General features: G+C 40.1%; 7 protein-coding genes, 1 tRNA gene and 1 pseudogene. 5 read left to right on the forward strand and 4 right to left on the reverse strand.

The annotated features are described in order from the left end of the window. Positions 1-8 precede the first annotated feature (8 nt). From purF to purT, 4 genes are all read right to left on the reverse strand, one after another. On the reverse strand, positions 9-1,496 hold the full coding sequence (gene purF / locus BFS05_RS00195) for an amidophosphoribosyltransferase (RefSeq protein ID WP_103084074.1): 1,488 nt from the start codon (positions 1,494-1,496) through the stop codon (positions 9-11). A gap of 195 nt (positions 1,497-1,691) precedes the next feature. Next, positions 1,692-5,456: a phosphoribosylformylglycinamidine synthase gene (locus tag BFS05_RS00200; protein WP_103084075.1), complete on the reverse strand. Its 3,765-nt coding sequence runs from the start codon at positions 5,454-5,456 to the stop codon at positions 1,692-1,694. A 186-nt stretch (positions 5,457-5,642) separates the two neighbouring features. After that, entirely contained in the window at positions 5,643-6,431 is a 789-nt protein-coding gene (gene purC / locus BFS05_RS00205) for a phosphoribosylaminoimidazolesuccinocarboxamide synthase (RefSeq protein WP_103084076.1), read from the reverse strand. A 194-nt stretch (positions 6,432-6,625) separates the two neighbouring features. Then, positions 6,626-7,984, reverse strand: a complete 1,359-nt coding sequence (gene purT / locus BFS05_RS00210) for a formate-dependent phosphoribosylglycinamide formyltransferase (RefSeq protein WP_103084077.1) — start codon at positions 7,982-7,984, stop codon at positions 6,626-6,628. A 145-nt stretch (positions 7,985-8,129) separates the two neighbouring features. On the opposite strand from purT, the gene BFS05_RS00215 reads away from it, so the two are divergent. The 5 genes and pseudogenes from BFS05_RS00215 (at position 8,130) to BFS05_RS00235 (ending at position 13,274) form a co-directional block, all read left to right on the forward strand. Beyond that, positions 8,130-8,205: transfer RNA gene (locus BFS05_RS00215), tRNA-His, on the forward strand. 144 nt (positions 8,206-8,349) lie between these two features. Then, on the forward strand, positions 8,350-11,211 hold the full coding sequence (locus tag BFS05_RS00220; protein ID WP_103084078.1) for an FtsK/SpoIIIE family DNA translocase: 2,862 nt from the start codon (positions 8,350-8,352) through the stop codon (positions 11,209-11,211). A 241-nt stretch (positions 11,212-11,452) separates the two neighbouring features. Further along, positions 11,453-12,064, forward strand: a pseudogene (gene pgsA, locus BFS05_RS00225) (CDP-diacylglycerol--glycerol-3-phosphate 3-phosphatidyltransferase); the annotation flags it as partial. Positions 12,065-12,301: 237 nt separating this feature from the next. Further along, positions 12,302-13,048: a CinA family protein gene (locus BFS05_RS00230; RefSeq protein WP_103084080.1), complete on the forward strand. Its 747-nt coding sequence runs from the start codon at positions 12,302-12,304 to the stop codon at positions 13,046-13,048. Continuing rightward, positions 13,035-13,274 carry a DUF3046 domain-containing protein gene (locus BFS05_RS00235; protein WP_103084081.1) on the forward strand — a complete coding sequence of 80 codons (240 nt, stop codon included), beginning with the start codon at positions 13,035-13,037 and terminating at the stop codon, positions 13,272-13,274. The genes BFS05_RS00230 and BFS05_RS00235 overlap by 14 nt, the downstream gene beginning before the upstream one ends. The last annotated feature ends 268 nt before the right edge of the window (positions 13,275-13,542 follow it).

Raw genomic sequence — 13,542 nt, forward strand, 5'->3', positions numbered from 1 at the left:
ATATTAAATTATATAAGATTTTCGTGCGAATATTTACTATGTTTTCTTACTTCTTGCAAATGTTCGCGTTCTTCAGGAGTAAGTGAAGCCAAGAATTCTTCGCCGTAATCGTCTAGTGCAGTAGGGTAGTCGCCATTAAAGTAAGCAACACACAAACCGCCATAAGGAGCAGGCTTTTTTAATCCAATCGACTCGACTAATCCATCTAAAGACAAAAATGCTAAGGAATCAGCATCAATATACTCGCGAATTTCTTCGACTGAATGCTTTGCTGCAATAAGTTCCTTTGTGGTTTGAATATCAATACCGTAGAAGCAAGGATATTTAAGCGGAGGAGAAGAAATACGCATATGTACCTCTTTAGCTCCAGCTTCTCGAAGCAATTGCACAATGCGCTTAGAAGTAGTTCCGCGAACAATTGAATCGTCAATAACGATAACGCGTTTTCCTGCAACCACGCCGCGAACAGCAGAAAGTTTCATACGAACACCTTGCTCGCGTAATTCTTGCGTCGGTTGAATAAAAGTGCGTGCAACATACTGATTTTTAATCAATCCCATTTCGTTTGGAATTCCGCTTGTTTCAGCATATCCCGCGGCAGCAGAAAGTGAAGAATTAGGCACTCCAATAACCATGTCTGCTTCAACAGGAGATTCTTTAGCCAAACGTGCACCCATGCGCTTTCGCACAGAATGAACATTAATACCGTAAATATTAGAATCTGGGCGAGCAAAATAAATAAATTCCATTGAGCATACTGCATGCTGAACGTGCTTTGTATATTGCTCAATAGTGTAGCCATCGTCATTAATAACAATAATTTCGCCAGGCTCAATATCGCGAATAAACTCTGCTCGCACAATATCAAGCGCACAAGTTTCAGAAGCAAGCACGTACGCGCCGTTTTTCATACGACCAAGCGAAAGAGGGCGGAAGCCATTTGGATCAGTTGCTCCAATTAATGCGTCTTGAGTAAGCAATAAGTAAGCGAAACCGCCATGAACAGTTTGTAAAGCTTCTTTTAAGCGATCCATAAAAGTTGCTTTACTAGAGTGACGAATTAAATGCATTAATATTTCAGTATCAGAATTTGAATGGAATATTGCGCCTTCATCTTCCAAAGAATTACGCAGGCTAGTGCAATTCGTCAAATTTCCATTATGTGCAAGAGCTACGTCTCCATCGTGGAAACGGAATAAGAAAGGTTGAATATTATCAACGCTTCCAGAACCAGCAGTAGCATATCGCACATGACCAATAGCCCGGTTACCGGTAAGACGATCCATAACTTTTTCATTGCTGAAAACTTGGGTTAATAATCCGAGTCCTCTGTGTCCGTGCAAGTGCCCATCATCGTTAGATACAATCCCAGCACCCTCTTGACCACGATGTTGAAGCGCATGTAATCCAAAATAAGTAAGTCTTGCAGCATCTGGATGACCCCAAACGCCAAAAACGCCGCATTCTTCATGGATATCTTCAAGCTCTGCAGACATCTACACCCCCTATTTTCAGTCACTTTTTAAGCAACTTCATAAGTAACAGTATAAGCAACTGTATAAGCACCCGTAATCAAGTATATTTCAATGATTAAGACACTTTTATTTAAAATAATCTTGTATATTTATTCAACTTTCTTTAGCTGTTAGCTGGCAGTAATTATCTACCAGCTAACAGCTTTTAATTTTTAACTATGCAGTAAAGTACTCCACGCCAGCTGAGAACAAATCTTGAGCTTTAAAATCAGGAATATTTACATATAAGCCATCACCGCTTCTCTCACAATGACCCATTTTGCCGAAAACTCGACCGTCTGGGCTTGTAATGCCTTCTACGCACATAACAGAACCATTCGGATTCACATCAAGATCCATATAAGGCTGACCATTGATGTCAACATACTGAGTTGCGACTTGACCATTTGCAATCAAAGCGCTCATAACTTCAGGAGTTGCAATAAATCTGCCTTCTCCGTGAGAAATAGCTACAGAATGAACATCGCCAACTTGCGTATTTGCAAGCCATGGAGAAATATTTGAAGCTACACGAGTATGAACAATACGGCTTTGATGGCGTCCAATAGTATTAAAAGTAAGAGTTGGGCATTCAGTATCAATTGGCACAATATCTCCAAATGGTACTAATCCAAGTTTTATAAGAGCTTGGAAACCATTACAAATACCAAGCATTAAGCCATCGCGATTATTAAGCAAATCGCGAACCGCATCGCTAACAGCAGGATTTCTAAAGAATGCTGTAATGAATTTTGCAGAACCATCCGGCTCGTCGCCTCCAGAGAATCCGCCTGGAATCATTACAATCTGACTCTTCTTAATTTCTTCAACCAACTGTTTAGCTGACTGTGCAATATCTTTTGCGCTCAAATTATTAATAATAAGCGTATGAGCGTCTGCTCCGGCTTTTTCAAAAGCAGCTTGAGTATCGTACTCGCAATTATTACCCGGGAAAACTGGGATAATAACGCGCGGATGAGAAAGCGGCTTCAAACGGTGAGAACGCATGTGATTATGCTTAGAAACTCTTGTCTTAGCGCTAATTGTTGCAACTTGCTGATTAGCTTCTTTTCCATTTCCAGCATGCTTGTAAGGGAAGATGTTTTCCATCTGAGATTCCCAAACTTGCTGCAAATCGTTTAAATCAACGCATTCGCCAGAAGCAGAAGTTAAGGAATAATCTTTGCAAGTCGTTCCAATAACGCTAATAGTAACGTTTTCGGAACTTTCTGGAATATCGGCTTCGTTTGCAAGTTCAACAAAGAATGATCCGTATGCGTTAGAGAACAAATCGTCGTCGCTAATATTTTGCAAGACAACGCCTATGCGATTTCCTAAAGTCATCTTAAACAAGCTTTCTGCGCTCGCTCCATAACCTGGAGTAGAAGCAGCTAAAGCTTTTTTAGATTGCGTAAGATTCTGCATAACGCGTAATGCTTCTAAGAAACTTTCGCGTTCTGGAGTAATTCCATCAGATTTATATTTAGGGCAAATGCGAATAACACGATGATTTACACCCTTAAATTCTGGAGAAACTGTTAAACGAGCATCTCCTGTAGAAACAGCGAATGAAATCAAAGTTGGAGGAACATCAAGATTCTCAAAGCTGCCGCTCATAGAATCCTTGCCGCCAATAGCTCCAACACCAAAATCAATTTGTGCGCTTAATGCACCAAGAACTGCTGCAGCTGGTTTACCCCAACGCTCAGGAACATCTTGAGGCTTTCCAAAATATTCCTGCAAACTCAAATAAGCGCGCTCGCGAGTAAAACCAGTAGCAATAAGCTTAGCTAAAGATTCCACAACAGAAATATAAGCTCCAGTAAATTGATTCTTTTCCATTAAGTATGGATTAAAGCCCCAAGCCATTGCAGAAGCAGTGTTTGTTTTACCAAATACCGGGAATTTAGCAACCATAGCTTGAGCTGGAGTAAGCTGATTTACGCCACCGAAAGGCATTAAAACAGTTGCGGCACCTATAGTTGAATCAAATCTTTCAGACAAGCCTTTATTTGAAGCAATATTAATATCTGAAACTAAGGCGTTCATGCGCTTTTCTAATGGCAAATCTGATTGATTCTGCCATGGAGTTTCGTAGTTTTCTCCACTTTCTACATGCAAAATCTGCTGTTTTGGAGCTCCGTTTGATGCTAAGAATGCTCGGCTTAAGTCGACTATAGTTTTTCCTCGCCAAGTCATACGCATTCGAGCTTCTTTAGTAACAGTAGCAATAATTTCTGCTTCAAGATTTTCTTCGCGCGCGTATTCCAAGAATTCGTTAGCGTCATTTGAAGCAACATCTACTGCCATGCGCTCCTGGGATTCAGAAATAGCAAGTTCAGTTCCGTCAAGTCCTTCATATTTCTTAGAAACTTTATCTAAGTTAATAACCAAGCCGTCCGCAATTTCTCCTGTTGCAACAGAAACGCCGCCTGCGCCAAAATCATTGCAACGCTTAATAAGTCTGCAAGCGTCTTTTCTACGGAAAAGTCGTTGTAGTTTGCGTTCAATAGGAGCGTTACCTTTTTGTACTTCAGCTCCGCACTCTTCAATACTATCCGTATCTTGGGCTTTAGAAGCGCCGGTTGCGCCGCCAATTCCATCACGTCCGGTACGTCCGCCAAGAAGAATAATTACATCTCCTTCGCTAGGCGTTTCTCTGCGCACGTGATCCGCTGGGGTAGCAGCTACAACTGCTCCAACTTCCATGCGCTTAGCAACGTATCCAGGGTGATAAAGTTCATGAACTTCGCCAGTTGCCAAACCAATTTGGTTTCCGTATGAAGAATAACCTGCAGCAGCGGAAGTTACGATTTTGCGTTGTGGAAGCTTACCGTTTAAGGTTTCGCTAATAGGAGTGCGCGGATCTGCAGCGCCCGTGACTCGCATTGCTTGATAAACGTAAGATCTACCGGAAAGAGGATCTCGAATGCAGCCGCCAATGCAAGTTGCAGCTCCACCGAAAGGCTCAATTTCTGTAGGATGATTATGTGTTTCGTTTTTAAATAGGAACAGCCAATCCTCGTCGTGACCATTTACGTCTACTTTGACTTTTACTGTGCAAGCGTTAATTTCTTCAGATTCATCCAAATTTTTCAACTCGCCAGTATGCTTCAAGTATTTTGCGCCAATAGTTGCCATGTCCATAAGGCAAATAGGCTTATTTTCGCGATTTAATTCTTTTCGCAAATCAAGATAACGGTTAAATGCTTCTTGAACAGTGCTATCGTCAATAGAAATATCGGTAAGCTCAGTGCCAAAAGTCGTGTGACGGCAATGATCAGACCAATACGTGTCAATAACTCGAATCTCAGTAATAGTAGGATTTCGCTGTTCTTCTTGGAAATACTGCTGGCAGAATTTTGCATCTGCTAAATCCATTGCTAAACCGCGAGAATTAATGAATTCTTCTAAGCCTGAATCATCTAAATTGTTAAAGCCATTAAGCACTTCAACATCTGAAGGAATTATGCTTTCAGTTTTAAGAGTAGTAAGCGTATCAAGAGACGCTTCTCGTGCTTCTACAGGATTAATTACATAGTGTTTGATTGTTTCAATATCTTTTTCACTAAGATTTCCAGAAAGAGCGATTACTTTTGCGCTGCGAACTTGAGGGCGTTCGCCTTGACTAATAAGCTGAATGCATTCGCTAGCAGATTGTGCGCGTTGGTCAAATTGGCCAGGCAAAAATTCTATTGCAAATACGTGTTCAGACGTATTAATAGGAAGATAGTCATAAGTATTGTCAACAGGAGGTTCGCTTAATACTGTTTGAACTGCTGTTTGGAATAATTCTTGCGAAATACCTTCAACGTCATACCTGTTAATTACGCGCACTGAAGTTAACGCGCTCATACCAAGAATTTCTTTAAGCTCGTGGAGAAGTTGTTGCGCTTCTACTGCAAAACCGGATCGCTTTTCTACATACACGCGAAATACCACGGTGAACCTGCCTTGTATTTGTTTGCTGTATTCCTGTTGCTTCTATTTATATTTTAAGTTTTATTGTTTTGTTGTTTTGTTGTTTTAAGTTTTTATTTTTAAGTTTTTTGTTTGTTTTTTAGTTTTTGTTCTTCTTAAGAACGCACATGGCTCGCACCCAGTTGAGGATGCGAGCCACAAAATTATCTAGTGTTTTTCATACTCGTTTGGATTGATTTCAGAACAATCCAAACCTTCGCTTTGAGCAAGAGATTTCAGTCTGCTATAGATTTCTTCGTAGGCTGGGATTATATCGCCTAAATCTCGTCTGAATAAGTCTTTATCTAAGTGGCTTACATGAGAAGAATCTGAGTCAGAGTTGCGCTTATCCCAAAGTCTGCAAGTATCTGGAGTAATTTCATCGGCAAGAAGAATATTTCCTTGCGCGTCTACGCCCTCTTCAATCTTGAAGTCAACAAGTTGAACGTCAATCTTAGAGAAAACATCAAGCAATGCATCATTAACAGCATGAGCCTGGCGAGTAATTTCTGCCATCTCTTCATCTGTTGCTAATCCAAGAGCTACAACGCCTTCAGGATTAATAAATGGATCGCCAAGTTCGTCGGATTTCACGCAGAATTCCAATAATGGCTTCTTCAAAGGAGTTCCTTCTTTAACGTTATAACGCTTTGCGAAGGATCCAGCTGCAGTATTGCGCATTATGATTTCTAGTGGGAACATGCGCATACGCTTCACGAGTTGTTCTGTATCTGAAATACGTCCGAGGAAGTGACTTTTTACTCCACGAGCCTCGAGCAGATGGAATAGTAGGGAAGTAATCCTGTTATTCAAACTGCCTTTACCGGCGATTTGAGCCTTTTTCAGACCGTTACCAGCAGTAGCCTGGTTCATATATTCAACCCAGAGCACATTGGTGTCATCGGTAGCATACAGTTTTTTGGCTTTGCCTTCATACAACTTGTCAAGTTTTTCCATTGACTCGCCTCTCTTTGTGCATACATAGTTGTAGGCGCAAACCAACAATATTTGTAGGTTTACCTGACCGTAGCCAGCACGTTTAGACTAACAATTGTTACCTACATTTTTATTACGTAAACATTGAAAATTATTGAAAATCAGCGATTTGCAAATTTAAATATTCCTTTATTTCCAACGTCTTTAACATATGTTTATTTTGTCTGTAGCAAAGATGCGATGCGTGTCGCATTTAAGCGTGCGCTATTTTCGTTTTTTCCAGTAGCTAATGCTACAGCCATTCTTCTTCGACCATGAACTTCAGGCTTGGCAAAGATTCGCAAACCTAAACGCATGTTTTCACTATTTTTTTCTTCGCCATCATGATTTTCTGAAGTCTTTTGATTTTCTGCGCTATCTTGATCCACTTGTGTTGTATCAAGAGCTTTAGGGATATTAGTAAATCCGATTGGCCCATTCCCATTTATAACAATTGCATGGCTGGCCGCAACTTCATTATTTTTCAAAGAAAGCTCAGTATAGTTAGATGTAATTGGGACTCCCAAAATAGCCAATGCGTGCAATGCAAACTCGCTGTAATATTGCGAAATCATAGTTACCATGCCGGTATCGTGTGGTCTAGGTGAAAGTTCGTTAAATAATAGTGAGCCATCTTTTAATACGAATAGCTCAACTCCATAAATGCCAAAACCTGTTTCGCTAGCTTTTTGCGCAATATCAGTTAAACCTTCTACAGCGCGCTTTGCAATATCTTTCGCATTAGTGCGAATTGATTCAGTAATATTCGCAGGTTGCCAAGATTCTCTATAATCCCCGTCTTGCTGACGCTGAGCAATCGGCTCGCAAGTAGTAATTCCTGCGCAAGAGCTTATTGTGAGTACTGTAAGCTCATAATCAAGCGGAGCTAAAGCTTCAACAATAACGCGTGAACACTCATTTTCATGACCAGCTGCAGCACGCCTGCCATGCTGAGCTTCATTCCAAGCTGCAAGCAAATTTTCAGAACTGCGAACTATTGACTGACCGTGCCCAGAAGAGCTCATAATAGGCTTAACTACACAAGGATATCCAACTTTTTTAGCTCCATCCTCTAATTCTTCATATGATGAAGCAAAACGATACGGTGTAGTAGGTAGTCCTAAATCTTCGTGCGCAATCCTACGCAAGCGCTCGCGATCCATTGCAATCGCGGCAATATCTGAGCTAGGAACGACTTGAATATTCTTTTTAGCAGCATCTTTCAAAACTTTAGTAGCAATAGCTTCAACTTCTGGAATGATAATGTCAGGCTTTACATTTGAAATAAGTTCTTGCAATTCTTGCGGGTTCGACATATCTAGCACGTAATATTCGTGAGCTATTTGCATTGCTGGAGCGTTTTCGTAGCTATCTGCAGCGCACACGCGTACGCCTAATCGCATAAGTTCAATCGCAATTTCCTTACCTAGTTCACCGGAGCCAAGAAGTAAGGCAGTAGTGTTGTTTTTTTGCGTGATTGAGCCAAAAATGCGGGTGTTTGAATTGCTTTGTTGCGCGTAATCGTAAGAACTCATAAGCCTATTGTGTCATTGAGTATTGAATTTATGTGTTCTAATAGCGACGCGCCGAAAAGTAGTGGACTAGCGTGGAAATAAAAAATAGTGTATAGTATCCCTTTGTTGTGTGATTCGTTGTGTTTCATTATGTTTCATGCACATGGTGGCTATAGCTCAGTCGGTAGAGCATCTGATTGTGGTTCAGAAGGTCGCGCGTTCAAGCCGCGTTAGCCACCCCACTTAAACGGCTGATAAATATCGGCCGTTTTTTGTTTTTAGTTTTGTTTTTAGTTTTGTTTTATTTGTTTTTGGGAATTAACACTTATCTGAGTAAAATATAAAAGGTTGGTAATTTTCTAATTATCTGTTTTAAGGAGCAGCATATGGCGGGTAAAGAGTCATCAAATGAAATATGGTGGAAGAAAATGCTGCTTTTTATACCGCGATTTATCGGTAAAGTTGTGCGCTCTATTTTTGGTGTAGGTGAGTACGATGAAGCATATAGAAGAGATGGTTTGTGCTTCATAATGCTTGTATTCTCAGTGCTATTTTGTGCTTCTGAATGGTTTAGAGTAAAAGGCTGTATTGGAGTTTGGCTGCATATTATAGCCTCAAGCGTTTTAGGTATGATGAGCATCGTATTGCCTGTTTGGTTAGCTGTAATAGCTGTTAGGTTAATGAGAAACAGTGGTTCTGGATCTGGTAATCCGAGAGTTATAGGCGGATTCTTACTTGTGCTGTTATCCATTTGCTCTATTATCGATATTCTTTTAGTTCCAAATAAAGATGCTTTTAACATAGTTGATTTGCAAAAAGCTGGCGGATTAGTTGGATTTGCATTAGGTTCGCCTCTTTCGTTGGGATTATCTAAAACATTCGCATTAGTGATTTTTATACTTATATTTGTTTTCTCGTTATTGCTAATTTCAAGATTGCATGTAACGGATGTTTTTGGATTCTTTGCCTCTATCGTCAAGAATCATTCATTTAAGCTTGCAAAAAATTCTGAAAATAAATCTGAGAATAAATCTGAAAAAAGCTCTGAAAATAAGTTATCGAATAAGTCTAATAAGTCTAATAATTCCAATACTTCCAGAGTGATTTCTAGTTCGTCTAATAGTGAACTTGATGAAGATTCAAATGAGCTGAATTCTGAAGAAAACGATGATTCTTTGGAATTTGCTGAAGGCGTGCCAAAGCATGATGGAAATGATGAGAAAAATGTTGAAAATCAATCTCCATTATTGAAGTGGATTAATTCACTGTTTAAAAATAAGCGCAAAGATAATGGTAAAGAGCTGTTAGATAAATATGCTGGAGACGATGCTTTTGATTCTGCGTCTTCTGTTCATGGAAACGTTAATGAAGAATCTGCTGCTCCGATTAGAAGAGTAGCAAGTAGTAATTCTTCAGGTCGCTCTGTTTCTTCAGGGCATTCCGATTCTCATGATTCTACTGATTCATCTGACTTATCTAGTCCTTCTAGCGCAAATCATTTCAATACAATGAGTATTGATGAGTTTCCTAAAGCTCCTATGAGTTCTATGGGAAATGCTGGAAATATGGGAAATATTGGCGGAACAACTTCTATGCCGCTTTCAGCATCAGAAGATCCTTGGGGTGCTATTCCAGAAGAAAAAATGGAAGGTTATAGAAAATCTCAAGAAGGCGATTTAGAAAATAGCGATTCGAAAATCTTAAAAGATTCAAGCGTTGGTGATTCTGCCTCTTCAACAGATCCTGAAAATAAGCCTTATCGTCTTCCGGATATGAATTTGCTAGCTCACGGTAAGCCTCATGTTGCAAGAACTCAAGCTAATGACAATGTTATTCGCGCGCTAACTTCCACTTTTGAGCAATTTGACGTAGATGCTCACGTTATTGGATTCCTTAGAGGCCCATCTGTTACACAGTACGAGGTTGAGCTTGGTCCTGGAGTTAAGGTTGAAAAAGTCACGAATTTGCAAAAAAATATTGCATACGCTGTAGCTAGTACGGATGTGCGTATTTTGTCTCCAATTCCAGGAAAGTCTGCTATTGGTATTGAAATTCCAAACGTCGACCGCGAAATTGTGCATTTGGGAGATGTTCTGCGCTCGCAAAAAGCTATGAATGATCCTAATCCTATGCTTACAGGCGTTGGAAAAGATGTTGAGGGTCATTTCGTAACGGCAGCTCTCGATAAAATGCCGCATTTGCTTGTTGCTGGTGCTACTGGATCTGGTAAGTCGAGTTTTATTAACTCAATGCTTACTTCGATTATTATGAGGGCAACTCCTGAGCAAGTTCGCATGATTATGGTCGATCCTAAGCGCGTTGAGCTTTCTGCCTACGCTGGCATTCCGCATCTGCTTACGCCGATTATTACGGATCCTAAGAAGGCTGCTCAGGCTCTTGAGTGGGTTGTTAAAGAAATGGACGCTCGTTACGACGACTTGCAATTCTTCGGTTTCCGCCATGTTAAAGATTTCAATAAGGCTGTTCGTGAAGGAAAAGTTCATGCTCCGGCTGGTTCTAATCGAAAAGTTGCTCCATATCCGTATTTGCTTGTGGTTGTAGACGAGATGGCTGATTTGATGATGGTTGCTAAGAACGATGTTGAAAGTTCTATTCAGCGTATTACTCAGCTTGCTCGAGCTGCAGGCGTGCATTTGGTTCTTGCTACTCAGCGTCCGTCTGTTGACGTTGTAACAGGCTTAATTAAGGCAAATATTCCTTCTCGTTTGGCTTTTGCTACTTCATCTGCTACTGATTCAAGGGTTATTCTCGATACTGTTGGCGCAGAAACCTTGATTGGTCAAGGAGACGCTTTGTTCCTTCCAATGGGTGCTGCTAAGCCTCAGCGTGTGCAAGGTTCGTGGGTGAGTGAATCTGAAATTCGTAAAGCTGTGGAATATGTTCGCACGCAGCGCAAGCCAAAGTATCGTGAAGATATTGAGCAAATGGCTCAAAAAGCGGATGCTCAAGCTCAAAACAAGCTTAAAACTAGCGATATTGGCGACGATATGGACGAATTGCTCCAGGCTGCTGAGCTTGTTGTTGGTTCGCAGTTCGGTTCCACTTCAATGCTTCAGCGAAAGTTGCGTGTTGGATTCGCAAAAGCAGGTCGATTGATGGATTTGCTTGAATCTCGAGGCGTCGTTGGTCCTTCTGAAGGTTCTAAAGCTCGCGAAGTTTTGGTTCAGCCGGAAGATTTGCCAAAAGTTTTGGCATTTATACGCGGAGAATCTGAATCTATAAGTTAGCGCTATTTGCAGCTACCTGTAGCTACCTGTATCTATTTGTAGCGATTTAGTATCTGTAGTTATTTACTGTTTAAGTTTAGTTTAAGTTTATTTGCTGCAGATATTTATTTGCTATAGATATTTATTTGCTATAGATATTTATGCGGTCATTGCTAGAATTAAGTTTTAGGTTCAATACAGAGTGTTAACAAGTTTTTGCTTTTGCTATGGCATATTCCGTAGCATTCATGGAGGTAGGTAAATGAGAAAAAGCAATAAAATGTCTTTGCTGCATGGCTGGAATTATGCACCGAATATAGTTACGTATGCTCGTATTCTTCTTGCTATTGTTTTTATATTCTTATATGTGATATCTGGATCTTATGGTTTCAATTCTTTAGCTTCGCGTTGGGGTGCTTTTATTCTTTTCGTTGTTGCTGCTTCAAGTGATAAATTAGATGGTTGGATGGCTCGCAAATACAATCAGGTTACTGAATTAGGTAAGTTGCTTGATCCTATTGCTGATAAGCTTCTAATGCTTGGTGCGTTAATTATTGCTGCAATGTTTTCTGAAATTTTGTGGATTGTTACAGTCTTATTTGTAATACGAGAAATTGGAATAACTTTATTGCGCTTTATTGTTATCGCTAAAGGCGGTAAAGTTATTGCCGCTTCTTCTCTTGGCAAGTACAAAACTGTTGCGCAATCAATCGGAATTTCTATGGTTGTTTTCCCTGTTTCTCCTCTTGCTGTAACTACGGATTATACTTTACCGTCTTGGGTGCTAGTTTACTATTTCATTGCGTATAGCTTACTTTGGGCTGCCTTAGTTCTTGCTTTGTATTCTGGTTACGGATATTGCAAGGCAGCTTTCGCTACGTTGCGCACTATTAGAAAAGGTTATGGAACAGTAAGTAATTCCGAAGTTGCTGATACTCCAACTTCTGCTGGTGGTGTTCCTGATTCTGAGGGTTCTACTGATACGGTGAATAATGGTGCTGTTAATAATAATGCTTTTAATGAAGGTGTTAATAATCGTTAGAAATTAGCGTTAGTGATAAGCAGTATAGCAGTATATTCTTTAGTTTTATGATTAAAGGCGAATGTGAAAATGAAGACAATTTTAGATGATGCTTCTAGTGTTCTTGATTGTTGTCTAGAAAATCATTGGCATATTGCTTCTGCTGAATCACTAACTGGCGGCTTGCTTGCAGATTCTTTTGTTAGCGTGCCTGGAGCTTCGCGAGTATTCCTTGGTTCTGCTGTGACATATGATATTCACGCTAAAGCTAAAGTTCTTGGTGTTGACGTTGAATTATTAAAGTCGCGTGGTGCTGTAGATGCTCGCGTTGCTCGTTTGATGGCTCTTGGTGCTGCGCGATTATATAGCGGCTCAGAGTGGGATTATGTTTATAAGGGATATGTTAAAGATTTAAGAAATCCCGATTTTCCTGTAATTGGATTATCTACTACAGGAGTTGCTGGCCCTGGGCCTGATGGCGATAAGCCTGCAGGATTGGCGTATGTAGGTATTTTCTTGCCGCAAGTAGTAGAGGAATATATTGAAAGTTCGCTTAATTCTTCTATTTATGATTTGCTTTGTTTGAATGTTGACGAAAATATAAATTCATGTGCTGATTCTGACTCTTGCTCTTCAGAAAAACCAATATTTAATCGAGATTGTTTAGAAGATTATTTTGATATAACTGTAGATAAATCAGTTTATGGAACTCTTATATCAAGCGAATTGCATAATAGCGGAAATCGCGAAGAAGTTCGTAACAGTGTAGTTGCAAAGTTGCTGAAATTATTGCATTTATTGCTATGTGAAGGTTGTGGGAACATTGAAAGAGCGTGAATTTTGGCAACTTCTCGAAGAGGTTTTTGGAAGAGAATTCGGACGAAGTATTGCTAGAGATCAAGGTTTGCAAAAGCTTGATGGCATGAATGTGATTCAGGCTTTGGATGCTGGTATTGAACCTAGAATTGTTTGGAATGTTTTATGTGATCATATGAGTATTCCGGATGATAAAAGGTGGGGTAAGGATCATAATGCTCCGCCTATGCCGGCTAAACAATTTTGATTTATATGCTTGTATCTCTTGGTTTTGTAGTTCTTAGTCTTGTATCTATTGGTCTTGCATCTCTTAATTTTCAACACAACACGCTAAATCGAACAAATGTTCGTAAAATGATATATAATAATCTATGTCGGGCTGGTTGCAGCGTGGAAGGCTATGTAAATGTCGTACTACGTTAGCTTAGCGTTTATGTGAATTGCATTTCGCTATGCAAATGTAGTGTACTGAACTTCTGACCACATTGCTCTTAAACGCTTGCACAGACGCAATG

Origin of the sequence: Gardnerella coleohominis, assembly GCF_002896555.1 — a bacterium.
Classification (GTDB): Bacteria; Actinomycetota; Actinomycetes; order Actinomycetales; family Bifidobacteriaceae; genus Bifidobacterium; species Bifidobacterium vaginale_F.

Bases quoted from the DNA above. Each gene is read 5' to 3' on its own strand.
- purF (WP_103084074.1), bottom strand. From the start codon at position 1,496: ATGTCTGCAGAGCTTGAAGATATCCATGAAGAATGCGGCGTTTTTGGC.
- purC (WP_103084076.1), bottom strand. From the start codon at position 6,431: ATGGAAAAACTTGACAAGTTGTATGAAGGCAAAGCCAAAAAACTGTAT.
- purT (WP_103084077.1), bottom strand. From the start codon at position 7,984: ATGAGTTCTTACGATTACGCGCAACAAAGCAATTCAAACACCCGCATT.
- BFS05_RS00220 (WP_103084078.1), top strand. From the start codon at position 8,350: ATGGCGGGTAAAGAGTCATCAAATGAAATATGGTGGAAGAAAATGCTG.
- BFS05_RS00230 (WP_103084080.1), top strand. From the start codon at position 12,302: ATGAAGACAATTTTAGATGATGCTTCTAGTGTTCTTGATTGTTGTCTA.